Here is a 25,305-nt window from a genome sequence, read left to right on the forward strand (position 1 = left end):
CGCCGAGCAAACCCGAAATCGCTGGCGCTCGGGCGTGTTCAGAGTCCGAAGCTGCCTGGGCCGCGCCTGCGCAGGTACTTCTCGAACTCGGCCGCGATGGCGTCGCCGTCGATCTTGGCCATCGCCTCGTTCACGTCGACCGCCGCGTCGCCGCGTTCCTCCAGGGAGCGCACGTACTCGCTGACCTCGTCGTCGCCTGCGGTCATCTCGTTGACCGCGGTCTCCCATTCCTCAGCCTGCGTGGGCAATTCGCCGAGCGGCACCTCGATATCGAGCACGTCCTCGACCCGGTGCAGCAGCGCGATGGTGGCCTTCGGGTTCGGCGGCTGCGAAACATAGTGCGGCACGGCGGCCCAGAACGACACCGCGGGCACGCCCGCCTTCACGCACTGATCCTGCAGCACGCCGGTGATGCCGGTCGGCCCCTCGTACCTGGTCTGCTCCAGGTTGAAACGCTCCGCTGCTTCTTTGCTGTAGGCGGACCCGGTGACCGGGACCGGGCGGGTGTGCGGAGTGTCGGCCAGCAGCGCGCCGAGGATGACGACGGTTTGCACGCCGAGTTGTTCGATGAACTCCAGCAGGTCCTCGCAGAAGCTGCGCCAGCGCATATTGGGTTCGATGCCGCGCAGCAGCACGATGTCGCGGTCGCTGCCGGGCGGCGAACAGACCGAGAGCATGGTGGAGGGCCACTGGATTTCCCTGGTCACGCCGTCCACCTGCCGGACCGTCGGCCGGTTGACCTGGTAGTCGTAGTAGTCCTCGGAGTCGAGTTCGGCTAGCGGCTCCGCGTCCCAGATCAATTCCAGATGCTCTACGGCGCCGCTTGCGGCGTCGCCCGCGTCGTTCCAGCCTTCGAAGGCCGCGACCAGCACCGGTTCCCGCAACGTCGGCAGTTCCGGATCGGGAGTTTCACTGGGGTTCACTCGGTCAGCCTAATGTGTGCGGCGAACTGGCGTGTCGTATGCCGTGGCCGGGCCCGGCGTGTTCGACGGCGTCGGCGGCGCAGGTGTGTCCGTGTCCACCCGGCTCGGGGGGTCGGTCTGTCCGACCGGACCATTACGCTGGTCCTCATGTCTGCGTCACTGCCCGCCGAGTTCGACACCACGCTACTCGACACGTTGCGCCGCCGCGTCGTGATCGGGGACGGTGCGATGGGCACGATGTTGCAAGCGGCCGACCTCACGTTGGACGACTTCCTCGGTTTGGAAGGTTGCAACGAAATCCTCAACGACACCCGCCCCGACGTGCTGCGCAGCATCCACCGCGCGTACTTCGAGGCGGGCGCCGACGCCGTCGAGACCAATACCTTCGGCTGCAACCTGCCGAACCTGGCCGACTACGACATCGCGGACCGCATCCGGGATCTGTCCGAGCGCGGCACCCGGCTGGCCCGCGAGGTCGCCGACGAGATGGGGCCGTCCGCCGACGGGACGCCGCGCTATGTGCTCGGCTCGATGGGGCCGGGCACGAAGCTGCCCACCCTCGGCCATGCTCCTTATACCGCGCTGCGTGACGCGTACACCGAATCCGCGCTCGGCATGCTCGAGGGCGGCGCCGACGCCATTCTCATCGAGACTTGCCAGGACCTGCTGCAGGTCAAGGCGGCGGTCACCGGCAGCCGCGAGGCCATGCGGCAGCTCGGCAGGCGCATTCCGATCATCACCCACGTCACCGTGGAGACCACCGGCACCATGCTGGTCGGCAGTGAGATCGGCGCGGCACTCACCGCGCTGGAGCCGCTCGGCATCGACATGATCGGCCTCAACTGCGCGACCGGTCCGGCCGAGATGAGCGAGCATCTGCGGCATCTGTCCCGGCACGCCCAGATTCCGGTGTCGGTGATGCCGAACGCCGGCCTGCCGGTGCTCGGCGCGAACGGTGCCGAATACCCACTGACCCCCGAGGAGCTGGCGGTCGCGCTGAGCGGCTTCGTCTCCGAGTTCGGGCTCGCGCTGGTCGGCGGCTGCTGCGGCACCACGCCCGAGCACATCCGGCAGGTGACCGAGGCGGTCCGCGAGATCGAGCCGAAGCTGCCGCCGATCGACGCGCGCCGCGCCCCGGCGCACGAGCCCGCCGTGTCCAGCATGTACACGGCGGTGCCGTTCCAGCAGGACGCCTCGATCATGATGATCGGTGAGCGCACGAACGCCAACGGCTCCAAGGCCTTCCGCGAGGCGATGCTGGCCGAGGACTGGCAGAAGTGCCTGGATATCGCCAAGGATCAGACCCGCGACGGCGCGCACATGCTGGATCTGTGTGTGGACTACGTCGGCCGCGACGGCGCCAAGGACATGGTCGCCCTCGCGAGCAGGCTGGCCACCTCGTCGACGCTGCCGATCATGCTCGACTCCACCGAAACCCCGGTGCTGAGGGCGGGTTTGGAGCACCTCGGCGGGCGCTGCGCGGTGAACTCGGTGAACTACGAGGACGGCGACGGGCCGGAATCCCGTTTCCACCAGACCATGCAGCTGGTCGCCGAACACGGCGCCGCGGTGGTCGCGCTGACCATCGACGAGGAGGGCCAGGCCCGCACCGCCGCGAAGAAGGTGGAGATCGCCGAGCGGCTGATCGCCGACATCACCGGCAACTGGGGGGTGCGGGAGAGCGACATCATCATCGACACCCTCACCTTCACCCTGGGCACCGGCCAGGAGGAGTCGCGCAAGGACGGCATCGAGACCATCGAGGCCATCCGGCTGCTCAAGGAGAAGCACCCCGCGGTGCAGACCACCCTGGGCCTGTCGAACATCTCGTTCGGCCTGAATCCCGCGGCCCGTCAGGTGCTGAACTCGGTGTTCATGCACGAATGCGTGCAGGCCGGACTGGATTCCGCGATCGTGCACGCGTCGAAGATCCTGCCGATGGCGCGGATTCCGGACGAGCAGCGCGAGACCGCGCTGGATCTGGTGTACGACCGCCGCGGCGAGGACTACGACCCGCTGCAGAAGCTGATGGGGCTGTTCGAGGGTGTGTCGACCTCGTCGTCGCGGGCCTCGCGCGCCGAGGAGTTGGCGCAGCTGCCGCTGTTCGAGCGGTTGGCGCGGCGGATCGTGGACGGTGAACGCAACGGCATGGAGGCCGACCTCGACGAGGCGATGCAGGAAGTGCCGCCGCTACAGATCATCAACGAGACGCTGCTCTCCGGCATGAAGACCGTCGGTGAGCTGTTCGGCTCCGGTCAGATGCAGCTGCCGTTCGTGTTGCAGTCGGCCGAGGTGATGAAGTCCGCGGTCGCCTACCTGGAGCCGCACATGGAGGCCACCGACGACAGCGGCAAGGGCCGCATCGTGCTGGCCACCGTCAAGGGCGACGTGCACGACATCGGCAAGAACCTGGTCGACATCATCCTGTCCAACAACGGCTACGAGGTGGTGAACCTCGGCATCAAGCAGCCGATCGCGACCATTCTCGATGCCGCGGTAGATAAGAAGGCCGACGTCATCGGCATGTCCGGGCTGCTGGTCAAGTCGACCGTGGTGATGAAGGAGAACCTGCAGGAGCTCAACACCAAGGGCGTGGCCGAACAGTTTCCGGTGCTGCTCGGTGGCGCGGCGCTCACCCGCGGTTACGTCGAGAACGACCTGACCGAGGTGTACGAGGGCGACGTGCATTACGCCCGCGACGCCTTCGAGGGCCTGCGGTTGATGGACGACATCATGACCCGCAAGCGTGGCGGCGGCCTCGACCCCGACAGCCCCGAGGCGATCGCGGAGCGGGAGAAGGCGGCCGAGCGCAAGGCGCGCCACGAGCGGTCCAAGCGCATCGCCGAGGAGCGCAAGTTGGTCGAGGTGCCGATCGAGGTGCCCGCGCGCTCCGACGTGGCCGCGGATGTGCCGGTGCCGACCCCGCCGTTCTGGGGCACCCGCGTGGTGAAAGGCCTGGCGCTGCACGAGTATTCGGGGCTGCTCGACGAGCGGGCGCTGTTCCTGGGCCAGTGGGGTCTGCGCGGCCAGCGCGGCGGCGACGGGCCCAGCTACGAGGAATTGGTGGAGACCGAGGGCAAGCCGCGCTTCCGCGCCTGGCTGGACCGGCTGAGCACCGAGAACGTGCTCCAGCATGCCGCCGTGGTGTACGGATACTTCCCCGCGGTGTCCGAGGGCGACGACGTGATCGTGCTCACCGAGCCGAATCCCGGTGCGCCGGAACGGTATCGGTTCACCTTCCCGCGTCAGCAGCGGGATCGCTTCCTGTGCATCGCCGACTTCATCCGCTCGCGCGAGCGGGCCGAGGAGACCGGCCAGGTCGACGTGCTGCCGTTCCAGTTGGTCACCATGGGTCAGCCGATCGCCGACTTCGCCAACGAACTCTTCGCGGCCGACAACTATCGCGACTATCTCGAGGTGCACGGCATCGGCGTGCAGCTCACCGAGGCGCTGGCCGAGTACTGGCACCGCCGAATCCGCGAGGAACTGACCCTGGACGGTCACGCGGTCGCCGACTCCGACCCCGCCGACGTCCTGGAGTACTTCAAGCTCGGCTACCGCGGTGCCCGCTACTCGTTCGGTTACGGCGCCTGCCCCGACCTGGACGACCGTGCCAAACTGGTCGACCTCCTGGAAGCCGACCGCATCGGCGTCGTCCTCTCCGAGGAATTGCAGCTGCATCCGGAGCAGTCCACCGACGCGTTCGTCCTCCTGCACCCCGAGGCGAAGTACTTCAACGCCTGACTTTCACCCGGCGCACACCTTTTACGTAAGCCGCACACCGTCTACAGCGGGTGTGCGGCTTATGTAATGGGTGTGCGGTCTTGGTGAACCCGAATTTCGGGCACCGCGGACGGCCGTTGTGCAGCGAAATCGGTTATAACTGTCGTGATCGAATAGTGATGGTGGTCACGGTGTCGCGGAACACTGTTCGCGTCCGGCGAGGGCCTTGGCTACCTGCTCGTATGTCGTGATTCGGGCAAATCCCGACGCGCCGAGGGTATTTCGTGTCTCGGCGTGGCGCGGCGCTGACCTGGGGGATTGCTCAGGGAGTTTCGGTGAGGTGGATGTGTGTCGGGTGGGTATGCCATTGTCGGAGGCGTTGCAACTGCATCCGGGGCAGTCGGCGGGTGCGTCGCCATCGCTGCATACGGGTGCAAAGGACTTCGGCGCGTGGCATTTTCGGGATTTTCCCGGCGGTACGCGCCAGTGCAGGACCAGCTCGGCGCGTAAGCAGGAAGGCACAACAGCATGACGGCGGACCGATTGATCGCGGGACGGTATCGACTCACGGATCCGATCGGCACAGGTGCCATGGGCGTTGTGTGGCGGGGGACCGATGTCCGCCTGCGGCGCACGGTCGCGGTGAAGCAGTTGATCCTCGCGCCCGGACTGTCCCGGACCGCGGCGCTGGAGGCGAAGCTGCGCGCCATGCGCGAGGGCCGGATCGCGGCCCGGCTGCACCATCCGCACGCCATCACCGTCTTCGACGTCGCCGAGGAAGACGGCCAGCCCTGGCTGGTCATGGAATACATGAACGCACCCAGCCTGGCGGCCAAACTCTCCGGCAAACGGACCCTGCCGCCGGTGGAGGTCGCGCGCATCGGCGCGCAAGCCGCGGCCGCCCTGGCCGCCGCCCACGATGCGGGCATCATGCACCGCGATGTGAAACCGGCGAACCTGCTCGTCGGCGACGACGGCACCGTGAAACTCACCGACTTCGGCATCTCCCGCGCGGTCGGCGACGTCACCGTCACCGCCACCGGCTTCCTCGCGGGCACCCCCGCCTACTTGGCCCCCGAGGTGGCACGCGGCGAGAACCCGGAACCCGCCTCCGACGTATTCGCCCTCGGCTCAACGCTTTACGCCGCCGTCGAAGGTCAGCCGCCGTTCGGCGAGAGCGACAACCCCCTCGCCGTCCTGCATGCCGTCGCGCGCGGCCAGGTGCCGCACCCCGAGCACGCCGGTGCGCTCGGCACGGTGCTGATGCGGCTGCTCGCCCCGACGATCGACGCGCGCCCGACCATGCGGGAGGCGCAGCAAGCCCTCGAAGCCGTTGCGGAAGGCCGTGATCCGAAGCTCGGCACCCCCTCGCTCACCAAGGCCCTGCCCGCGCCGGGCGCCGACGCGACGACCGTCATCCCGCACCCGGGCACCGACGGCAGCACCTCGAACGCCAACGACGCCACCTCCATCGTGGCGACCGCCGCGCTGGCGAATTCCGCTGCCGCCGAATCCGTTTCCGCCCAACCCCCGATCCCGCCGCGCCCCGGCCCCGCCACCCTGCCCGGCGGCACGAACAACGGACCCTCCCGCAACCGCTCCCTCGTCCTGGCCGCGACCGCGTTCGTCGTGGTGCTCGCCGTGATCGGCCTCATCGCCGTGCTCACCAACGACCGCAAGGGCGGTGACACCGCCGCCCCACCCGCGACCGCAGCCCCCTCCTCGTCCATCGAAAGCCCCGCACCACCCTCCAACGCGGCGGCCCCCGGACCACAGGAACCGACGACCCAGGAATCCCCGCCGGCCCCGACCCCCCAGCCGAGCCCGTCGCCCACCCCGTCCTCGGCCCCACCGTCGCCCACCCCGACCCCGGCTCCCACGACGGTGCCGCCGCCGACCGTCACGGCGACGCCATTCGGCGCGCCCCAGTCCGCCAATGTCGTCCAGTTCGTGCAGGGCTACTACAGCATGCTGCCGGGCAATACCTCCGGAGCTTGGGCACAGCTGACACCCTCTTATCAGGCCCAGACCGGCGGCTACACCGAGTACTCCCGCTGGTGGGGCACGGTCAGCTCGGTCAGCGCCGGCAAGGTCACCCAGAGCGGCGACAATCGCGCGGTCGTCTCGCTGACCTACCGCATGAAGAACGGCGAGACCAGATCCGAGAGCCGGTGGATCCAGGTGGTATCGGACAATGGACGGATGTTGATCTCCGGTTCCGGCGCGTGACGCCCCGACTAGCCGCCGTCCTGTGGGACATGGACGGCACGCTGCTGGATTCGGAGAAGCTCTGGGACGTGGCGGTTCGGGAGTTGGCTCGTGAGCACGGGCATGAGATGACCGATGAGTTGCGGCATGCGCTGATCGGGGCGTCGGGGGTGGATGCGTTGCGGATGATCTTCGAGGGGCTGGGGGTGCCGCCGACTGTGGAGGCGTTGCAGGCGGCGGGGGAGTTCCTGGAGTGGCGGGTGACCGAGTTGATGACCGGTCCGATTCCGTGGCGGCCGGGTGCTGAAGACGCGCTGGCGATGGTGCGGGAGGCGGGGCTGGCCTCGGCGCTGGTGACCAATACCAAGCGGTCGCTCACCGAGTTCGGGTTGAACACGCTGGGGCGCGACTTCTTCGACGTGTCGGTCTGCGGTGACGAGGTAGCCCTCGGTAAGCCGGAGCCGGACGTCTACCTGCGGGCCGCGGAGCTGCTCGGCGTGGATCCGAAGGACTGTGTCGCGGTGGAGGATTCGCCGACCGGCACGCGCGCGGCACAGGCGGCGGGCTGCGCGGTGATCGTTATCCCCTGTGAGATTCCGGTGCCCGACGGACCGGGGCGAAGCTTCCGCGACACCCTGGTCGGGCTGACGATCGATGACCTCGAGCAGGCGCTGAAGCTGCGCGGTTGAGCTGGCCGAGCTCGACACTCCCGACCGCGCTTCACCGAGAGTTACTGTGCCGCAATGGGAGTGCGCGCAGATAGATAGGTGTGACTGCCATCACCGGCAATCTCGCCGAATCTCGGGCGTGTCGGCGGTCTGCTCTACCAGAATGTCGCCATGGCAGCGTTGGGCGTCCTCGACGAGATCGTTGATACCGCACGGTATCCCCTCGCGAATCCGACGGATGCCGAGCGGCAGGCCGCGGTGCAGCGAGCCAGAGCCGACCTGGCCGCGATCGGCTGCACCGTGTTGCGCGGCTTCATCCGGCCGGAATTGACCGAGACGCTGCGGGCCCAAGGCGAGGCGATGGCCCCGCACGCGTACTACGAGGTCGAGCGGGTGAACGCCTACAACATCCCGCTGGATACCGAACTGCCGGAAGATCATCCGGGGCGGATCGTGCTCGAGCGCGGCAACGCGTTCGTGCCGCGCGACCGCATCCCCGGCGACGCGCTGATCCACCAGCTGTACATCGACACGCGCTTCCAGCGTTTCGTCGCGGACTGCTTCGGCCTGGCCGAACTGCACGAATTCGCCGACCCGCTGGCCGGGCTGTGCCTGAACGTCGTCGCCCCCGGCATGTCGCATCCGTGGCACTTCGACACCAACGAATTCACCGTCAGCATGCTGACCCAGCCCGCCGAGTCCGGCGGAATCTTCGAGTACTGCCCCAACATTCGCACGCCCACGGCCGAGCACCTCGATGACGTGCGCGCCGTGCTCGACGGCACCGGCGAGCGCCTCATCCAGCGGCTCGACCTGCGCCCCGGCGACTTGCAGCTGTTCCAGGGACGCTTCTCGCTGCACCGCGTGTCGCCGGTCGCCGGTGCCGCGCAACGGCATTCGGCGATCTTCGCCTACACCGACCGCCCCGGCGTGATCGGCACGGTGGAGCGCACCCGGCAACTCTTCGGCCGGGTGCTACCCGACCATCTGGCCGCCGCGGCCGACGTCGTCCGCGGTGACCGCTTGCTCGACTGAGCCGAACGGCCCGATCCATCCCAGGGATCGGGACACACCGCTCGACCCCGAGAGGAACGACTGTGGCAGTGCCGTTACACACGACCGGGAAAGCCTCCTTCGACGATATCTACGACCGGCCCGATCCACGCGACTACTACGCCCGCATGTCCGATCTCGACTATCGCATTCCAGAACTGGCGAAACCTGTTTTCCAGCAGCAGATCCGGGAGCTCCGCGCCTCCGCCCGGGTCGCCACGCCCACCGTGCTCGACCTCGGCTGCTCCTACGGTGTCAACGCGGCACTGCTGCGTTTCGACACCACCATGCGCGAGCTCGCCGAGCACTACCGCACCGCGGCAGGCGATCGCGCCACCCTCATCGCCCGCGACCACGCGACACTCGGTGCCAGGACCGGTCTCACCGATGTCCGCTTCCTCGGCATGGATGCCTCCGCGCCCGCGCTCGCCTACGCCAAGGAGAGCGGCCTGCTGCACGACACCGTGCATGCCGATCTCGAGTCGGGCGAGCCGACCGACGAGCAGCGCGAGGTACTCGCCACCGCCCACCTGATCATCTCCACCGGCTGTATCGGCTACGTCACCGAGAAAACTCTGTCCCGAGTCGCCACCGCGCATCCGCGTCGGCGACCATGGATGGCACACTTCGTGCTGCGCATGTTCGACTTCGCCCCGATCGCCGCGGAACTCGCCGCGCTCGGCTACCGGACCGAGCAGGCGCCCGGTCTGTTCCAGCAGCGTAGGTTCGCCTCCGCGACCGAGCAGACCCAGGTGCTGAACACCTTGTCCGCCAAGGGAATCGACACCACCGACCGGGAAACCGACGGTTGGCTCTACGCCGGGCTCTACCTATCGCGACCGTTGCCCAAGCACCACGCCGACACCGAGGACCAGCATTGACCGAACGCACCTTCGCCGCCGACGACAGCCTGCCCCGGGTGCCCCTGCCCACGCTGGAGGACAGCTGCGGCCGATTCCTGCAGTGGTGCGCGCCGCTGTTGACCGCGGACGAACTCGCGACCACCGAGGCCGCCGTCGCCGACCTGCTGCGCCCGGACGGACCCGGCCACACGCTGCACGCGGCCCTCGCGGAATACGACGCCACCCCTGGGGTGGGCAGCTGGCTGGATCTGTTCTGGCCGTCGCGATACCTGGGCAGGCGCGACCGCATCGCCCTGAACGCCAACTTCTTCTTCCTCTTCCGCGACGACACCACGCTGGCCACCTCCACGGCCGCCACCCAGGTGGATCGGGCGGCCGGAATCATCTCCGCCGCAGTCGATTACAAGCTCTCCCTGGACGCCGAGGCGATCCCGCCGGTGTTGCAGCGCGGGCAGGCCCTGTCGATGTGGCAGAACAAGTATCTGTTCTCCGAGACCCGCATCCCCGGCGAAACCCAGGACAGCGTCCGGGTGCCCTACAGCGAGGAGTGGCCGGGCCCGTCCGATGCCAAGCATGTGGTGGTCTTCTTCCGCGGCAGCATCTTCCGGATGGATGTGCTCGGCCCGGACGGTGCGCCGCACTCGCTGGAAGATCTGGCCTGCGGGCTGCGCGAGGTGCTGAAGGCCGGTGCGCGTTCGACCCGAACCGACTCCGCCGTGGGACATCTCACCACCAAGGCGCGCGCCGAATGGGCGGCGAGCAGGCAGGCGTTGCTCGCCGAACCGGCCAACGCAGCGGCGCTGGACACCATCGAGACCGCGCTGTTCTGTGTCTGCCTGGAGGACTTCGCGCCGCGCGACGAGCTGCACGCCTGTGATCAGTTGCTGCACGGCGACAGTGCCAACCGCTGGTTCGACAAGGCGGTGTCGTTCATCGTCTTCGAGGACGGCCAGGCGGGCATCAATGTCGAGCATTGCGGGCTGGACGGCACCACCATCCTGTCCTTCGTGGACGCCATGCTGGAGGTGCCCGCGCCGGAGCACGCCGCCCGATCCGGGGCACAGGCTCAGGGGTTGCCCGCGGTCGAGCCGATCGATTTCGTGCTGGACGCCGCGCAGCGCAACGACATCATCGCCGCCGGCGTTGATTTCGCCCGGTATGCGGCCGAAAACGCCACGCAGACGGTCTCTTTCGAGGACTTCGGCACCGCGCGGGCCAAGCAACTCGGCATCTCGCCGGATGCCTTCGCGCAGTTGAGTTATCAGCTGGCGCATCGGCGCAGCAAGGGAATCACCGGCGCCACTTACGAATCCATCGCGACCCGGCAGTACCGCAACGGCCGCACCGAGGCCATGCGGGTGATCACCCCGGAGATGGTGGCGTTCGTGGATGCCATGCAGGACCCCGCGGTCGACCATGCGGCCCGGCTCGCCGCCGCGCGCACCGCGGCCGCCGCGCACGTCGGCCGCGCCAAGGAGTGTCAGGCGGGCGCCGCGCCCGAACAGCATCTGTGGGAACTGCAGTGGATCCAGCGCCGCCGCGGCGCCGAGCTCGGCGTCACCGAGCCGATTCCGCTCTACGACAGCCCCGGCTGGCTGGTCATGCGCGACGACTACCTGAGCACCAGCTCGGCGCCGTCGGTCAATATCCGCTACTTCGGTTTCGGCTCGACCAGCCCGCGCTGCATCGGCGTCGCCTACGTCCTGCTGCCGGACCGCTGGAATCTCTACCTGGCCACCCCGACCACGGTCGCCGATGAGATGCACGCCTTCGCCGACCACCTCCGCACCGCGGTCGCCGACCTGGAGGCCCTGCTCGCGGCGAGCTGATCCGACGGAGATCCGCATCCGGTCACCCGACCGGATGCGGGCTCGCGGCCGTCCGTGTTCACGCGGCCGCGAGCACCGGCGTCGACTGCTCGAGATCGGCGGTCCAGGTCGCCGCGTCGAGGCACGCCGAAAGCTGGGATGGGCCGGAGCAACGGTCCCGCACACCGGTCTGAAACAATGGCTCATCGTGAAGAACTTCGAAACCCTGTTCGCCGAGCTGCAGGATCGTGCGGTTACCCGCCCCGAGGGGTCCGGAACCGTGGCCGCGCTGGACGCCGGCGTGCATAGCCAGGGTAAGAAGGTGCTCGAGGAGGCCGGCGAGGTGTGGCTGGCCGCCGAGCACGAGAGCGACGAGTCGCTCGCCGAGGAGATCTCGCAGCTGCTGTACTGGGTTCAGGTGCTGATGGTGGGTCGTGGATTGAAGCTCGAAGACGTGTACCGACATCTGTGACGGGTGCGTCTTACTCCGTAGTTTCTCCCTCCGAAAGGACTTCCTGCCATGCTGCGCGTCGCAGTCCCCAATAAAGGCGCCCTGTCCGAAGCCGCCACCGCCATCCTGGTCGAGGCCGGCTACCGCAGGCGCACCGATCCGCGCGATCTGACCGTGCTCGACCCGGCCAACCAGGTGGAATTCTTCTTCCTGCGGCCCAAGGACATCGCCATCTACGTCGGGTCCGGTGAACTCGACCTCGGCATCACCGGTCGCGACCTCGCTCTCGATTCCGGCGCGCCGGTCAGTGAACGGATCGGCCTCGGCTTCGGCCGCTCCAGCTTCCGCTACGCCGCACCGGCCGGGAAGGCGTGGCAGGTCGAGGACCTCTACGACAAGCGCATCGCCACCTCCTACCCGAACCTGGTGCTCGCCGATCTGCAGCGGCGCGGCATCGAGGCCGAGGTGATCCGCCTGGACGGCGCGGTGGAGATCTCCATCCAGCTCGGCGTCGCCGACGCCATCGCCGATGTGGTCGGCTCGGGGCGCACCCTGCGCCAGCACAACCTGGTCGCCTTCGGTGAGTCGCTGTGCGACTCGGAGGGCGTGCTGATCGAGCGCAGCGGCTCCGACCAGCAGGAACGGGCCCGCAACCAGCTCATCGCGCGCATCCAGGGCGTCGTGTTCGGCCAGCAGTACATCATGCTGGACTACGACTGCCCGAAGGAGCTGCTCGAGCAGGCGGTCAAGATCACGCCGGGGCTCGAGTCGCCGACAGTTTCCCCGCTCGCGGACGAGGGCTGGGTTGCGATCCGGGCCATGGTGCCGCGCAAGCAGGGCAACGAGGTGATGGACCAGCTCGCCGAACTCGGCGCAAAAGCCATCCTGGCCTTCGACATTCGCTCCTGCCGCGCCTTCTGAACCGGATTATCGCCGTCTGCTTTGTCTGGTATGCGTGAATAATTCACGCTGAACGCAACCGGTGCGCCTGGTGACCGGGTGTTGCTACCGTGCGGCCTCTCGATGAGGAACGCAAGGAGCACACCCGTGTCACAGAGATCGCCCGAGCAACGTTCGGGAAGCACATTCGCCTGGAACGAGGACTGGCTGGCGGCGATCGTCGGGCTGACGCTGATCGCGTTGGTTCTGGTGGGCGCTATTCCGGATTGGCTGGTGCCGTGATGCCGGGTCCTGAAGCGCGCGAAGGCAATCCGGCCGAAGGCGGTGTCGCGACCGAGTCGGTCGCCGAAAACGCTGATGCTTCCGGACCGGTGAAGTCCGAAACTGCAGCGTTGCAGGCAGTTTCGCGGCCGACAGTCGGCGCTATCGTGGCGGGCATCGCGGTCGTCGTCATGCTCGGCGCGCTGACCCGCTACTTCGACACGCACGTGCCGCGGTGGACGGCCGACACTCCGTTCAAGCGGGTGGCCAAGTCGGTCGAGTTCCCGGTGTACGCCATCGCGATCGGCCTGCTCGGCAATGTCATCCTCACCAAACTGGCGCTGCGCGACCGGCTTTCGGCCGGTTTCCGGACCGAGTTCTTCATCAAGACCGGCGTGGTGCTGCTCGGCGCCTCGATCAACCTGAAGATCCTGGTGACCGCGGCGGGCCCGTCGATCCTGCAGGCGCTGCTGTTGATCACGGCGGTGTTCGGGTTCACCTGGTGGCTGGGCGGGCGGCTCGGGCTCGACGACAAGCTGCGGGCGCTGCTGGCCTCGGCCGTGTCCATCTGCGGTGTCAGCGCGGCCATCGCGGCGGCCGGTGCGGTGCAGGCCAAGCGGGAGCAGATCGCCTACGCGGCGTCGCTGGTGATCATTTTCGCGCTGCCGTCGATCTTCGTATTGCCGTGGCTCGCCGAAGCTCTCGGGCTGTCCGACGCGGTCGCGGGGGCCTGGATCGGCGGCAATATCGACACCACGGCGGCGGTCGCGGCCTCCGGTGCCATCGCGGGGGAGAAGGCGCTGCAGATCGCCACCATCGTGAAGACCACGCAGAACGCGCTGATCGGGATCGTCGCGATCGCGTTGACCGCGTACTTCACCCTGAAGGTGGAACGCACGGCCGGTGCGGTGCGGCCCTCGGCGCGGCAGTTCTGGGAGCGGTTCCCGAAGTTCGTGCTCGGTTTCATCGCCGCCTCGGTGATCGGCACGCTGTATCTGCAGTCCGTCGACAAGAAGGTCGGTGCCGCGCACATCGCCGTCATCAACGATCTGCGCACCTGGTTCCTGATCCTCGCCTTCGTCTCGATCGGGCTGGAGTTCTCGCTGCGCGGGCTGCGTGAGGCGGGCTGGCGGCCGATCGTCGTCTTCGGCTCGGCCGTCGTGGTGAACCTTGCTGTCGGCCTGGGGCTTTCGGTGCTGCTGTTCCGCAACTTCACTCTCTGACCCGCAGCGGCGCACGAAATCGCCCGCCGCGCACGAGATTGCGGACAGTCTCGTGCGCGGGGTGAACCTCCTGTGCGGTGGGCCGAGGCCGACAGAGCATCGGCTGCTACTCGGCGACGGCGTCCGCCAACGTCTCATCCGGCGACTCCGTCGTCCCGCCGGTCGGCCAACCCGGGTACGGGGGCGGCGTACCGCCGAACTCGGGGCAGAGCGGCTTGTAGTCGCAGTACGCGCAGAGCCAGCCGCGGTTCGGCTGGAAATCGCCGGTGCGCCCGGCGTCCAGGATCGCCTCCCACAGTGCGGAGAGCGTGCGTTCGAAGCGCAGCAGTTCCTCCTCGTCGGGCGTGTAGGTGAGGATCTGTTCGTCGGCCAGGTAGATCAGGCGCAGCTGGGTGGGCACGATGCCGCGGGTGCGCAGCACGACCAGGGCGTAGAACTTCAGCTGGAACAGCGCCCTGGTCTCCTGGGTGGGCCCGGGGGCGCGGCCGGTCTTGTAGTCGACCACCCGCAGCTGCCCCGTCGGCGCGACGTCGATCCGATCTACGAAGCCGCGCAACAGAACTCCGTCGTCGAGCTCGACCTCCACCCGTGCCTCCCTGGACTCCGGGTCGAAGCGGGTCGGATCCTCCAGGCGGTAGTAGGTCTGCACCAGCGTGCGCACCTCGCCGAGGAAGCCGTCCAGCTCGGCGTCGGTGATCAACTCGGTCACCTCGGGCCACTCGGCCGCCACCCGCGCCCAGCTGGGCACGATCAGGCTCTCGGCCCGCACCGGCTGCCGCTGCGCCGCGGGCAGCCCGTACAGATCCTCCAGCACCGCGTGCACCACCGTGCCGCGCAGCGCGTTCCTGCTCGGCGGTTCGGGGATCCGGTCGATCGCCCGGAACCGGTACTTCAGCGGGCACTGCTTGAAATCCATTGCCCGCGAAGGCGACAGCGCGGGCCGCGACCGGCTCGCCGCCGCACCGGGATCGGACGCCGCAGCGCCGTCGGTAGGGGGCGTGGACGCGGGCGAGCTCATACCTGGCAGGCTATCCGGCGGCACCGACATGCAGGTGCGCGACTATTCGCCAGCACGAACGGAGATTCATGACGGCCAGACGGACCGGTCCCTTCACCCTCGGTGACCGGGTACAGCTGACCGATGCCAAGGGGCGCCTGTACACGGTGGTCTTGGAGGAGGGCAAGGAGTTCCACACCCATCGCGGCGGCATCAAGCACGACAGCCTGATAGGCGCCGACGAGGGTTCGGTGGTGAACTCCACCAACGGCACCCCGTATCTGGCGTTGCGCCCGTTGCTGATCGACTACGTGTTGTCGATGCCGCGCGGTGCCGCGGTGATCTACCCGAAGGACGCCGCGCAGATCGTGCACGAGGGCGACATGTTCCCCGGCGCGCGGGTGCTGGAGGCCGGCGCGGGCTCCGGCGCGCTGACGTGTTCGCTGTTGCGCGCCGTCGGGCCGCAGGGCGAGGTGATTTCCTACGAAATTCGCCAGGATCATGCTGACCATGCCATCCGCAACGTCGAAACCTTCTATGGCGAACGTCCGGCTAACTGGTCGCTGACGGTGGGGGACGTCGCCGACTTCGCGGGCGAACCGGTCGATCGGGCGGTGCTCGACATGCTCGCGCCGTGGGACGCGCTGCCCGCCGTGTCCAAGGCGCTCGTTCCCGGTGGCGTGCTGATCATCTATGTGGCGACGGTGACGCAGCTGTCGAAAGTCGTGGAGGCGCTGCGCGAACAGGAATGCTGGACCGAACCCCGCTCCTGGGAGTCGATCGTGCGCGGCTGGCATGTGGTCGGCCTCGCGGTGCGCCCCGAGCACCGGATGCAGGGCCATACGGCCTTCCTGGTGAGCGCACGCAAGCTTGCCGAGGGCACGGTGACCCCCAAGCCGCAGCGCAGGCCGTCCAAGGGCTGACGGCGCGACTGACGCGGCCGAGGGTGCCCGCACAGCACCCTCGGCCGGCCGCGGCGGGTCAGGCGGGCACGCAGGGCGCCTGCGCGAAGCCGAGCATCAGGCAGCCGCTCGCGTCCGAGAGCTTCCAGGTACCGCCGACGTTCTCCCAGCTGAGGGGCATCGGGGGCACGGCGCCGTGCGGCGAGGTGATGGTCACCTGCGCGGTGGCAGTGTTGCCCTGCGTTGTGATATCGGCCACTGCGTAGGTCAGTGTGTATCCTGCCAGGCCTTTGTTCATCTGATCGATGTTCGCCGTGCGCTTTTCGCCGTCGACGATGAGCTTGGTCTTCTCCGCGGTGGGTACCGCGGGATCGGACAATTTGACGAGCACCGCTTGCAGCGTCTCGGGTGTCGGCGCCGCCGCGTTCCCGGTCGCCGCGGCGCTGCTCGACGCCACAACGCTGGAGGAAGAGACTTTGGCATCGGATTTGTTGTCATCAGAACTACAGCCCGCGAGCCCGACCGTAACGGCGAGCGCGGCAGTAGCGGTAGCAACAGAAACGCGGAGAATCCTGGCGGGAAGGAGCATATTCAGCAACCTTTCGGCTCGGTCGGCGAGCGGGCTCACCGAGTGCGGGTTAGGGCAGGCTAACATGGTCATCCGGCTGTCGATCGCAGCCCAGATGTGATCACGACGAAACCATGTCGGACAGCGAGAACGGTTCGCGCCCGGTAGCGTTGATAGACCGGGACTGGGAGGAGCAGCACATGAGCCCCATCGAGAATTCGGATTCGGCGGCCTGGAGAGAGCTCGAGGCGGTACGCGCCGAAGCGGCTGCGCTCCGTAGGCAACTCGCCGATTCGCCGGATCGTGCACGGGAATTGGAAGCCCGCATCGATTCGCTGACGATTCGCAACACCAAGCTGATGGACACCCTCAAAGAGGCGCGCCAGCAGCTGATCGCCCTGCGTGAGGAAGTCGATCGGCTCGGCCAGCCGCCGAGTGGATACGGAATTCTGATCGGTGTGTACGACGATCAGACCGTAGACGTGTTCACCTCGGGCCGGAAGATGCGGTTGACGTGTTCACCGAACATCGAGACCTCGACCCTCGAATACGGTCAAACCGTCCGCCTCAACGAGGCGCTCACGGTGGTCGAGGCCGGCATCTACGACGCGGTCGGCGAGATCGGCACCCTGCGGGAGATCCTCGACGACGGCCGCCGTGCCCTCGTGGTCGGTCATGCCGACGAGGAGCGGGTGGTCTGGCTGGCGGGTCCGCTGGCCAAGGTCGCCGAGTACGACGACATGGAGGATCCCGACTCCCCGATTCGCAAACTGCGCCCCGGTGACTCCCTCCTGGTCGACACCAAGGCTGGCTTCGCGTTCGAGCGCATCCCCAAGGCCGAGGTCGAAGACCTTGTGCTGGAAGAGGTTCCGGACGTCGACTACACCGATATCGGTGGCCTGGGCAGGCAGATCGAGCAGATCCGCGACGCGGTGGAGCTGCCCTTCCTGCACAAGGATCTGTTCCGCGAGTACGCGCTGCGCCCGCCCAAGGGTGTGCTGCTCTACGGTCCGCCCGGCTGCGGTAAGACGCTCATCGCCAAGGCGGTGGCGAACTCGCTGGCCAAGAAGATCGCCGAGGCGCGCGGTGAGGATGCCAAGGAAGCCAAGTCGTTCTTCCTGAACATCAAGGGCCCCGAGCTGCTCAACAAGTTCGTGGGCGAGACCGAGCGCCACATTCGGATCATCTTCCAGCGGGCACGCGAGAAGGCGTCCGAGGGGACGCCGGTGATCGTGTTCTTCGACGAGATGGACTCCATCTTCCGCACCCGTGGTTCAGGCGTGTCCTCCGATGTGGAGACCACGGTCGTGCCGCAGCTGCTGTCGGAGATCGACGGCGTCGAGGGCCTCGAGAACGTCATCGTGATCGGTGCCTCCAACCGCGAGGACATGATCGACCCCGCGATCCTGCGGCCGGGCCGCCTGGACGTGAAGATCAAGATCGAGCGGCCGGACGCGGAATCGGCACAGGACATCTTCTCGAAGTACCTCACCGAGACGCTGCCCCTGCACGCCGACGACCTCGCCGAGTTCGGCGGCGACAAGGCCCTGTGCGTCCGCGCGATGATCGAACGGGTCGTCGACCGGATGTACGCCGAGAGCGAGGACAACCGCTTCCTGGAGGTCACCTACGCCAACGGTGACAAGGAAGTCCTGTACTTCAAGGACTTCAACTCCGGCGCCATGATCCAGAACATCGTGGACCGCTCCAAGAAGTACGCCATCAAGGCCGTCCTCGACACCGGCAACCCCGGCCTGCGCATCCAGCATCTCTACGATTCGATCCAGGACGAGTTCTCCGAAAACGAGGACCTGCCCAACACCACGAATCCCGATGACTGGGCCCGCATCTCGGGTAAGAAGGGCGAGCGGATCGTCTACATCCGCACGTTGGTCACCGGTAAGAACGCCAGCGCGAGCAGGGCGATCGATACCGAGTCCAATACGGGTCAGTACCTGTAAGTTTCAAGTGCCGAAGGCCGCGCTTCTCTTGGGAGCGCGGCCTTTTGGTGTCTGACCACTGTCGAGTAGCCGGAGGTGGGCGCTGCTCCACCGTTGCCCGGTGGGCGGGAATCTCCATGATCAACGGGACATGATGGTCGTTGAACTCGGCGTGTCGCCGCAACTATGTCCCGTCGATCATGGCGGAATCCGTTTCTACGGCGTGGGGGAGTGGCGGATTTCGGGGTGGTGGGGGCGCTGGGCTGCTGGGTTGGCCGGATCGGGGCAGACTCGGGGGTATGAGTAGTGAGATCAACTTGTCGACCGTTGTCGAGACGACCGCGGGGGCGGTGCGTGGGGTTGTCGAGGGGGCGGTGACGGTTTATCGGGGTATTCCGTACGCGCAGGCTGTGCGGTTCGGGAGGCCGGAACCGGTGGCGCCGTGGGCGGGGGTGCGGGATGCGAACGAATTCGGTCCGGCGGCACCGCAATTGGCGTCGCGGCTGGAGCGGGTGATGGGGTCGTTCGAGGTGGCGCAGGCGGAGGATTGTCTGTCGTTGAATGTGTGGGCGCCGCCGGGGGATGGTCATCCGGTGCTCGTGTTTCTGCACGGCGGTGGATTCTCCAGTGGGGCGGGCAGTCTCGGGTGGTACGACGGGGGTGAGGTGGCGGCGCTGGGGGACGTTGTCGTGGTGACGATCAACTATCGGCTGGGTGCTCTCGGGTTTCTGCGGTTGCCGGGGGTGAGTGACGGGAATCTGGGGCTGCGCGATCAGATCGCGGCGCTGACGTGGGTGCGGGACAATATCGCCGCTTTTGGTGGGGATCCGGCGCGGGTGACCGCCTCGGGTCAGTCGGCGGGGGCGATTTCGCTGGTGGCGATGTTGTCGGGGAAGCAGGCGGACGGGCTGTTCCAGCAGACCATCTTGCAGAGTCCGCCGCTCGGGATGCTGCCTGCTACGTCGGAAGCGGCCGAGCGGGTCGGTGCGAAGTTGTTGCAGGAGTTGGGGATCGAGGCGGAAAGGCTCGGCGAGGTGCCGGTGGCGGCGTTGCTGGCGGCGCAGTCGGCAGTGGCGAAAGGGGGCGAGGGGCAGGTGGTGCCGCCGTTCCAGTTGGTGGCGGATGGGGAGTTGGTTGCCCCGGATCTGGCGCGTGCGGTGGGCGAGCGTGATCTGCGGATGCTGATGGGTACGACGCGAGATGAGGTGGCGGCGTTCTTTTCCGACGACTGGGACGCGGTCGCGAAGGTCTCGGAGCAGATCTTCGGCGCGCCGACCCGGGAGTTGAGCGAGTCGCTGAACGCGGGCGGCGGTGCGGCCTGGTTGTTCGAGTTCGAGTGGCAGCCGGCGGGCAGTCCGTTCCGCGCGTGCCACTGCCTCGAGTTGCCGTTCGTGCTCGGTAGCGCGGCGGCTTGGGAGCACGCACCGATGCTGCAAGGGGAGCGTCCGCAGTGGTTGGTCGACGAGATGCGTGGCAGCTGGATCGCTTTCGTCCAGGACGGTGAGCCGGGGTGGGAGCGGGAGGGCATCCGGCAGTTCGGCTGACCGAGTGCTCGGTTGGCCAATCGTGTTAATATCTGGCCGTGCGGTCAGAAAATGGTCGGAGCGGCCAGCGGAAGTCGTTCATCGAGGAGGCGCGACGACGACAGATCATCGCGTCGGCGGTGGAGGTGATCTCCGAAGTCGGTTACGGCAATGCGTCTCTGGCGCGGATCGCCGAGCATGCCGGGATCTCCAAAGGGGTCATCTCCTACCACTTCGCCGGTAAAGACGATCTGATGACGCAGCTGGTCATCCAGCTGTATCTGTCGGCGGGCGAGTACATCGGGCCGAAGGTCGCGGCGGCGACGGGGCCACGAAACATGTTGCTGGCCTATATCGCATCGAATCTGGACTTCATCGATGCGAACAAGAACTACGTCTCGGCCCTCACCGAGGTGGTGCTGAACCTGCGTGACGCGGACGGCAGGCCGAAGTTCGCCTCGGCCGACGGTGAGCAGGCGATCATCGAGCCGCTGATCGAGATCATGCGGGAAGGCCAGCGCGCCGGGGAGTTCGGCGATTTCGATCCGGTGGCGATGGCGAAATCCATCCGCGACGCGATCGACGGCGCGGCCGGGCGGGCGATCAAGGAACCGGACTTCGACATGGCCGGGTTTTCGGCCCACATGTGCCGGTTGTTCGATGTGGCGACACGAAAGGCGGGGGAAGATGACTGACACTACGACAACCTCAGTGCGGCAACTGGATACGCACGAGCAACGGCCGTTCGCGCTCGCCGGAGTAGGTGCCGTCGCTGTCGTCTCGGCGATCGCCCTGCTGGCCTCGGCCGGTCGGTACGGATTCTTCGGCGACGAGCTGTACTTCATCTCCGCCGGTCGCAGGCTCTCCTTCGGTTACGCCGATCAGGGTCCGCTGGTGCCCGCGATTGCCCGGTTGATGGACCTGCTCGCGCCGGGATCGTTGGTGGCGCAGCGTATTCCGGCGCTGCTGGTCACGGTGGCGGCGGTGGTCATCAGTGCGCAGATAGCCAGGGAGTTCGGCGGAGGGCACCGCGCCCAGATCTTGACTGCAATCGCTTATGCGTCATCACCATTCCTGCTGGTGCAGGGAACCCAGTTGGCCACCAACACCGTCGACACCGCGCTGTGGGTGTTGATCAGCTGGTTGCTCGTCCGCTGGGTGCGGACGCGGCGGGATTCGTTGCTGCTGTGGGCGTCGCTGGCCACCGCCCTGGATATGCAGGTCAAATGGTTGATCCCGTTCTTCTGGATCGCGGTCACGATCGGCGTGCTGTGCTACGGCCCGCGCGATCTTTTCCGCCGTCCCGCGCTGTGGGCGGGCGCGGCCCTGGTGGTGCTGCTGACGTCGCCGAGCCTGATCTGGCAGGCCGGTCACGGCTGGCCGCAACTGCGGCTCGGCGCGGTGATCGCCGCCGAGCAGGCCACCATCGGCGGCCGCTACACCTGGCTGCCGTTGGCCGTTGCCTCTGCCGGGATCCTCGGCGGCCTGCTGCTGATCTACGGCATCGTGACGCTGTTCCGCTGGGAACCGTTGCGCCGGTATCGATTCCTCGCTCCGCTGCCGCTGCTGCTCGCCGTGATCTTCATCGCCACCGACGGCAGGCCGTACTACGCGGCGGGCTGCTACGCCGGGATCTTCGCCGCGGGCGCGGTTCGCTGGACCGAGCAGATGGGTCGCGTGCGCACGATCGTCACCCTCGTGCTGGTCGTCATATCCGTTGCCCTGGTGGCCTTTACCATGCCGTGGCGACCCGAATCCGATTACACCCCGGCCGAGAACGAGGCCCAAGCGGGGCTCTCGATCGGCGTCTACGGCAGATTCGGCTGGCCCGAACTCGCCGCCGCCACCGCGACCGCCTACCGATCCCTGCCCGAAGCCGACCGCGCCGCCACGGTCATCATCACCGACTCCTACTGGCAGGCAAGCGCGCTCGACGTATTCCGCGCCGAATACGACCTCCCCGCCGCCTACAGCCCCAACCGCGGTTTCGGCTACTTCGGCACCCCACCCGACTCCGCAACCACCATCCTCTGGGTGGGCGACGACGCCGCCGACATCCGCCCCCTCTTCGCCTCGGTAACCCCCATCGGCCGCGCCGACACACCCCTAGGCTTCCCCGGCGCGACCCGCGACGTCACCATCTGGCGCTGCGACGGTCCCCGCCACCCCTGGTCCCAAACCTGGCCCGACCTACTCCGCTTGGACTGAGCGTAGGCGCGGACCGCGCTATCGCGGCGAGAGACAGAAAACAAGTCGCGGCGGGTTGCTCGGCTCTGCGACCCTTCGATCATGGTCGACAAGGTGTTCACCGATACCCGGCTCGCCGCGCTGTACGACAGCTTCAGCCCGGAGGACGCGCGCGACGACTTTCGGTTCTACCTGCCGCTGGTCATGGCCGCACCCTCGGTTCTGGACCTGGGATGCGGAACGGGGGCACTTCTGCGCAAAGCCCGCGCCGACGGCCACAGCGGCCGACTGTGCGGAGTGGATCCCGCGCCGGGCATGCTGGAAGTGGCTCGGACGCAGGACGATATCGAGTGGGTCCTCGGTGACGCGAGCGTGATGCGCGGCCGGGATGACCGCTTCGATCTGGTGGTGATGACCGGGCACGCGTTCCAAGTGTTGGTCGGTGACGACGAACTTCGGTCGACGCTGGCCGTGATCGCCGGGACACTGACCGACACCGGTTGCTTCATCTTCGAAACCCGTAATCCCCTTGCGCGGGAATGGGAGACGTGGCACCAGCGGTACTCAGGCGAAGTCTCGGACGAGACGGGTGAGGTGGTGCGGTGCGTCTGTCACGTCACCGAGCCCGTAGACGGTGATCTCGTCTCCTTCACCGACACCTTCACCAGCGACCTCTGGCCTCGGCCCGAGATCAACCACAGCACGCTCCGATTCCTCGGCGCGCCCACCCTCGCTACCTTCCTGTCCGCCGCGGGGTTGGTCGTTGCGGAGCAGTACGGCGACTGGGATCGCAGCCCACTGACGCCGACCAGCGCGGAGATCATCACTGTCGCCCGCCGCGCGTGAGGACTCCTGGGTATGTCTGTTGACCTGTCAGCGAAATCGAGGCGCGGAGGGTCTTGGGAAATGCTGTGTAGCAACGAAATTCGCGAGGCTGGCGACCTTCCGTCGCGGAACCGCATTCGTAGGACGTTTGGTACTGGATCTTGATAGCATCGGCTCGACGGAGGCGTTCTCACTGTTGAGGGGCACGCGTCGAGTGTCCGGTCGGCGCCTCACGGGAGGTGTATCCGGTTGTCCGGTCACGGTATTGGCGTCGGGCGGTTGCTTACCGCGCTGGTGTGCGTCGGAGTATTGGTCGGGGGGTGTACGCCGGGCTCGGACACCGATGATGCGGCGAGTACGCAGACGGGGGCGCCGGGGCAGGCGGGGGCCTGGCCGCCGAACACGGGGCGGGGAAAATGCGCGGTCGACAAGGAGGCCGACGTGCCGGGGGCGATGCGGGACGGGACGATCTTGCGGGCGGATGTGTATCGGCCGCAGACCAGCGAGCCGGTGCCGGTGATCCTGATGCGGACGCAGTACGGGAAATCCTTTGCGCAAGTGAGCTCTTCGCGCTATCAGACACCGGACTGGTTCGCCTCGCACTGCTATCTGGTGGTGATTCAGGACATTCGCGGCGTCGGGAAGTCGGACGGGACGTTCACCGAGTTCGACAACGACCTGCGCGACGGGTACGACAGCGTCGAGTGGGCGGCCCAATTGCCCGGTACCAACGGCAAAGTGGGCATGTACGGGTCGTCCTACATCGGTGCGACGCAGTGGCTCGCCGCGGTCGAGACGCCGCCGCACCTGGCCGCCATCGTGCCAGCCAACACCTCGTCGGACTACTACGACGGCTGGACCTATGAGGGCGGGCAGTTCCGGCTCGGCTTCGTGGAACCGTGGGCGGTGAGCACGATCGGCCTCGCCGCCGCCGAACATCGCCGCGACACCGCGGCGATCGAGCAGATCCGCGCGGCCATGGACAACGCCACCCAGTGGATGAATTTCCGTCCGTACAAGGACTTTCCGCCGTTGCAACCGGGAAATCCGGCGGTCGCACCCTGGTATTTCGACTGGATCCGCAACTCGACCTACAACGACTACTGGAAGAAGTGGAGCATCCGCGAGCGCTACCAGAACGTGAAGGTGCCGGTGCTGAACATGGAGGGCTGGTACGACTCGTTCCTGGCCGGCGGCATCGAGAACTTCACCGGCATGGTCGACAAGGGCGGGACACCGGAGGCGCGGCAGAACCAGCGTCTGGTGATCGGCCCGTGGGACCACCTCGGCTGGGGGCGCCCGACCTCGGCGGTCGCACCGCTGCTCGATCAGCTCGGACCGGTGGGCAACAGCCCGATCAACGAGCTGATGCTGGCCTGGTACGACCACTTCCTCAAGGGCGTGGACAACGGCGTCGCGGGCAAGCCGCGGGTCGACTACTACGTGATGGGCGCCAACCGGTGGAAGTCGGCACCGAGCTGGCCGCTGCCGCAAACCCAATGGAAGACTTACTATTTCAGCGGTGACGGCGAGAACGGCTCGTCCGGTCGCACCGGCAAACTGGTCGAGCAGGCCCCGACCGGACCCGCCGAAGGCGACCGTTACCTCTATGACCCGACCGATCCGGCCCCGAGTGTGGGCGGGCATTCCTGCTGCGGCGTCGGCAATACGCCGCAGGGACCGTTCGACCAGGCTGCGGTGGAGCAGCGGACCGACGTGCTCACCTACGACACCGCCCCGCTGGGCACCGACACCGAGATCACCGGTCCGATCACGGTGAAACTGTGGGCCTCCTCGACCGCGCCGGACACCGATTTCGTTGCGCGCCTGGAGGTTCTGGCCCCGGACGGCTCCGCGGTGAACCTGAACAACGGCATCATCCGTGCCGCGTTCCGCGACTCACTCACCAACCCCACGCCGATCGTGCCCGGCCAGCCCTACGAGTTCACCATCAAGATCTGGCCGACCAGCTACCAATTCAAGGCAGGCGACCGGATCCGCGTCGCCATCTCCAGCAGCGACTACCCCCAGTACGCGCCGAACCCGAACACCGGCGAACCCTTCGGCGAAAGCACCCGCACCGAACTGGCCACCCAAACCATCTACAAGGACCCCCAACATCCGTCGTCGGTGATCGTCCCGATCATCCCCGCAGGCAACGACGGCGCCACCACCTTCCCGCTCACCCCGCACAAGTAGCGCCGAGTGGCATAGGGCTTCCGGCCCTGTGCCACTCGACGTCTGGATACGGCGATGGCGGCGTCCTAGGACGCCGCCATCGC

The 25,305-nt window shown here is 67.4% G+C and carries 20 protein-coding genes; 17 read left to right on the plus strand and 3 right to left on the minus strand.

Annotation, left to right across the window (positions count from 1 at the left end; all coding sequences use genetic code 11):
• Nucleotides 1–38 precede the first annotated feature (38 nt).
• Nucleotides 39–923: a PAC2 family protein gene (locus IBX18_RS36945; protein WP_107657725.1), complete on the minus strand. Its 885-nt coding sequence runs from the start codon at nt 921–923 to the stop codon at nt 39–41.
• A 147-nt stretch (nt 924–1,070) separates the two neighbouring features.
• Between IBX18_RS36945 and metH the strand changes: the two genes are divergently transcribed.
• The 10 genes from metH to IBX18_RS36990 all read left to right on the plus strand — a co-directional run bounded on the left by metH (nt 1,071) and on the right by IBX18_RS36990 (nt 14,081).
• On the plus strand, nt 1,071–4,667 hold the full coding sequence (metH, locus tag IBX18_RS36950) for a methionine synthase (RefSeq protein WP_194838078.1): 3,597 nt from the start codon (nt 1,071–1,073) through the stop codon (nt 4,665–4,667).
• A gap of 507 nt (nt 4,668–5,174) precedes the next feature.
• Nucleotides 5,175–6,875, plus strand: coding sequence for a serine/threonine-protein kinase (locus IBX18_RS42900; protein ID WP_194838079.1), 1,701 nt, complete (start codon nt 5,175–5,177; stop codon nt 6,873–6,875).
• Nucleotides 6,872–7,543: an HAD family phosphatase gene (locus IBX18_RS36960; protein WP_306796570.1), complete on the plus strand. Its 672-nt coding sequence runs from the start codon at nt 6,872–6,874 to the stop codon at nt 7,541–7,543. The genes IBX18_RS42900 and IBX18_RS36960 overlap by 4 nt, the downstream gene beginning before the upstream one ends.
• A 150-nt stretch (nt 7,544–7,693) precedes the next feature.
• Nucleotides 7,694–8,557, plus strand: coding sequence for an arpA protein (locus IBX18_RS36965; protein WP_194838080.1), 864 nt, complete (start codon nt 7,694–7,696; stop codon nt 8,555–8,557).
• A gap of 62 nt (nt 8,558–8,619) precedes the next feature.
• Complete coding sequence (locus tag IBX18_RS36970; RefSeq protein WP_306796571.1) at nt 8,620–9,456, plus strand: class I SAM-dependent methyltransferase; 837 nt, start codon at nt 8,620–8,622, stop codon at nt 9,454–9,456.
• Nucleotides 9,453–11,267, plus strand: a complete 1,815-nt coding sequence (locus IBX18_RS36975; RefSeq protein WP_194838081.1) for a choline/carnitine O-acyltransferase — start codon at nt 9,453–9,455, stop codon at nt 11,265–11,267. The genes IBX18_RS36970 and IBX18_RS36975 overlap by 4 nt, the downstream gene beginning before the upstream one ends.
• Nucleotides 11,268–11,436: 169 nt before the next feature.
• Complete coding sequence (locus tag IBX18_RS36980; RefSeq protein WP_174412539.1) at nt 11,437–11,718, plus strand: phosphoribosyl-ATP diphosphatase; 282 nt, start codon at nt 11,437–11,439, stop codon at nt 11,716–11,718.
• 48 nt (nt 11,719–11,766) lie between these two features.
• Nucleotides 11,767–12,618, plus strand: a complete 852-nt coding sequence (gene hisG, locus IBX18_RS36985; RefSeq protein WP_107657718.1) for an ATP phosphoribosyltransferase — start codon at nt 11,767–11,769, stop codon at nt 12,616–12,618.
• Nucleotides 12,619–12,744: 126 nt separating this feature from the next.
• Nucleotides 12,745–12,879 (plus strand): hypothetical protein, encoded by a 135-nt coding sequence (locus IBX18_RS42905; protein WP_255528265.1) that lies wholly within the window; start codon nt 12,745–12,747, stop codon nt 12,877–12,879.
• The gene (locus tag IBX18_RS36990; protein WP_194838082.1) at nt 12,879–14,081 is read left to right on the plus strand and encodes a YeiH family protein; all 1,203 of its coding nucleotides are present in this window, start codon (nt 12,879–12,881) and stop codon (nt 14,079–14,081) included. Before IBX18_RS42905 ends, IBX18_RS36990 begins: the two co-directional genes overlap by 1 nt.
• A 106-nt stretch (nt 14,082–14,187) precedes the next feature.
• Here the strand turns inward: IBX18_RS36990 and IBX18_RS36995 are convergent, their stop codons facing one another.
• Nucleotides 14,188–15,099 (minus strand): RecB family exonuclease, encoded by a 912-nt coding sequence (locus IBX18_RS36995; protein WP_194838083.1) that lies wholly within the window; start codon nt 15,097–15,099, stop codon nt 14,188–14,190.
• A gap of 68 nt (nt 15,100–15,167) precedes the next feature.
• On the opposite strand from IBX18_RS36995, the gene IBX18_RS37000 reads away from it, so the two are divergent.
• Nucleotides 15,168–16,001 (plus strand): tRNA (adenine-N1)-methyltransferase, encoded by an 834-nt coding sequence (locus tag IBX18_RS37000; protein ID WP_135231829.1) that lies wholly within the window; start codon nt 15,168–15,170, stop codon nt 15,999–16,001.
• Nucleotides 16,002–16,059: 58 nt separating this feature from the next.
• On the opposite strand, the gene IBX18_RS37005 is transcribed toward IBX18_RS37000, so the two are convergent.
• Complete coding sequence (locus IBX18_RS37005) at nt 16,060–16,437, minus strand: hypothetical protein (protein WP_228542354.1); 378 nt, start codon at nt 16,435–16,437, stop codon at nt 16,060–16,062.
• A gap of 311 nt (nt 16,438–16,748) precedes the next feature.
• On the opposite strand from IBX18_RS37005, the gene arc reads away from it, so the two are divergent.
• The 6 genes from arc to IBX18_RS37035 all read left to right on the plus strand — a co-directional run bounded on the left by arc (nt 16,749) and on the right by IBX18_RS37035 (nt 25,222).
• Nucleotides 16,749–18,509: a proteasome ATPase gene (gene arc / locus IBX18_RS37010; protein WP_107660637.1), complete on the plus strand. Its 1,761-nt coding sequence runs from the start codon at nt 16,749–16,751 to the stop codon at nt 18,507–18,509.
• Nucleotides 18,510–18,787: 278 nt separating this feature from the next.
• A complete protein-coding gene (locus tag IBX18_RS37015; protein WP_194838085.1) occupies nt 18,788–20,032 on the plus strand; it encodes a carboxylesterase/lipase family protein in 1,245 nt (414 codons plus the stop codon).
• A 38-nt stretch (nt 20,033–20,070) separates the two neighbouring features.
• Nucleotides 20,071–20,706 carry a TetR/AcrR family transcriptional regulator gene (locus tag IBX18_RS37020; RefSeq protein ID WP_194838086.1) on the plus strand — a complete coding sequence of 212 codons (636 nt, stop codon included), beginning with the start codon at nt 20,071–20,073 and terminating at the stop codon, nt 20,704–20,706.
• Entirely contained in the window at nt 20,699–22,219 is a 1,521-nt protein-coding gene (locus tag IBX18_RS37025; RefSeq protein WP_194838087.1) for a glycosyltransferase family 39 protein, read from the plus strand. Before IBX18_RS37020 ends, IBX18_RS37025 begins: the two co-directional genes overlap by 8 nt.
• A gap of 81 nt (nt 22,220–22,300) precedes the next feature.
• Entirely contained in the window at nt 22,301–23,044 is a 744-nt protein-coding gene (locus IBX18_RS37030) for a class I SAM-dependent methyltransferase (protein ID WP_194838088.1), read from the plus strand.
• 432 nt (nt 23,045–23,476) lie between these two features.
• Nucleotides 23,477–25,222, plus strand: a complete 1,746-nt coding sequence (locus IBX18_RS37035; protein ID WP_194838180.1) for a CocE/NonD family hydrolase — start codon at nt 23,477–23,479, stop codon at nt 25,220–25,222.
• Nucleotides 25,223–25,305 lie beyond the last annotated feature (83 nt).

Source organism: Nocardia sp. XZ_19_369 (genome assembly GCF_015355715.1).
In the GTDB taxonomy this organism is placed as follows: Bacteria; Actinomycetota; Actinomycetes; order Mycobacteriales; family Mycobacteriaceae; genus Nocardia.

What these genes read in the sequence shown, in the direction of transcription:
- metH (WP_194838078.1), top strand. Translation starts at nt 1,071, where the DNA reads ATGTCTGCGTCACTGCCCGCCGAGTTCGACACCACGCTACTCGACACG.
- IBX18_RS42900 (WP_194838079.1), top strand. Translation starts at nt 5,175, where the DNA reads ATGACGGCGGACCGATTGATCGCGGGACGGTATCGACTCACGGATCCG.
- IBX18_RS36965 (WP_194838080.1), top strand. Translation starts at nt 7,694, where the DNA reads ATGGCAGCGTTGGGCGTCCTCGACGAGATCGTTGATACCGCACGGTAT.
- hisG (WP_107657718.1), top strand. Translation starts at nt 11,767, where the DNA reads ATGCTGCGCGTCGCAGTCCCCAATAAAGGCGCCCTGTCCGAAGCCGCC.
- IBX18_RS36990 (WP_194838082.1), top strand. Translation starts at nt 12,879, where the DNA reads ATGCCGGGTCCTGAAGCGCGCGAAGGCAATCCGGCCGAAGGCGGTGTC.
- IBX18_RS36995 (WP_194838083.1), bottom strand. Translation starts at nt 15,099, where the DNA reads ATGAGCTCGCCCGCGTCCACGCCCCCTACCGACGGCGCTGCGGCGTCC.
- IBX18_RS37000 (WP_135231829.1), top strand. Translation starts at nt 15,168, where the DNA reads ATGACGGCCAGACGGACCGGTCCCTTCACCCTCGGTGACCGGGTACAG.
- arc (WP_107660637.1), top strand. Translation starts at nt 16,749, where the DNA reads ATGAGCCCCATCGAGAATTCGGATTCGGCGGCCTGGAGAGAGCTCGAG.
- IBX18_RS37015 (WP_194838085.1), top strand. Translation starts at nt 18,788, where the DNA reads ATGAGTAGTGAGATCAACTTGTCGACCGTTGTCGAGACGACCGCGGGG.
- IBX18_RS37025 (WP_194838087.1), top strand. Translation starts at nt 20,699, where the DNA reads ATGACTGACACTACGACAACCTCAGTGCGGCAACTGGATACGCACGAG.
- IBX18_RS37030 (WP_194838088.1), top strand. Translation starts at nt 22,301, where the DNA reads ATGGTCGACAAGGTGTTCACCGATACCCGGCTCGCCGCGCTGTACGAC.
- IBX18_RS37035 (WP_194838180.1), top strand. Translation starts at nt 23,477, where the DNA reads ATGCGGGACGGGACGATCTTGCGGGCGGATGTGTATCGGCCGCAGACC.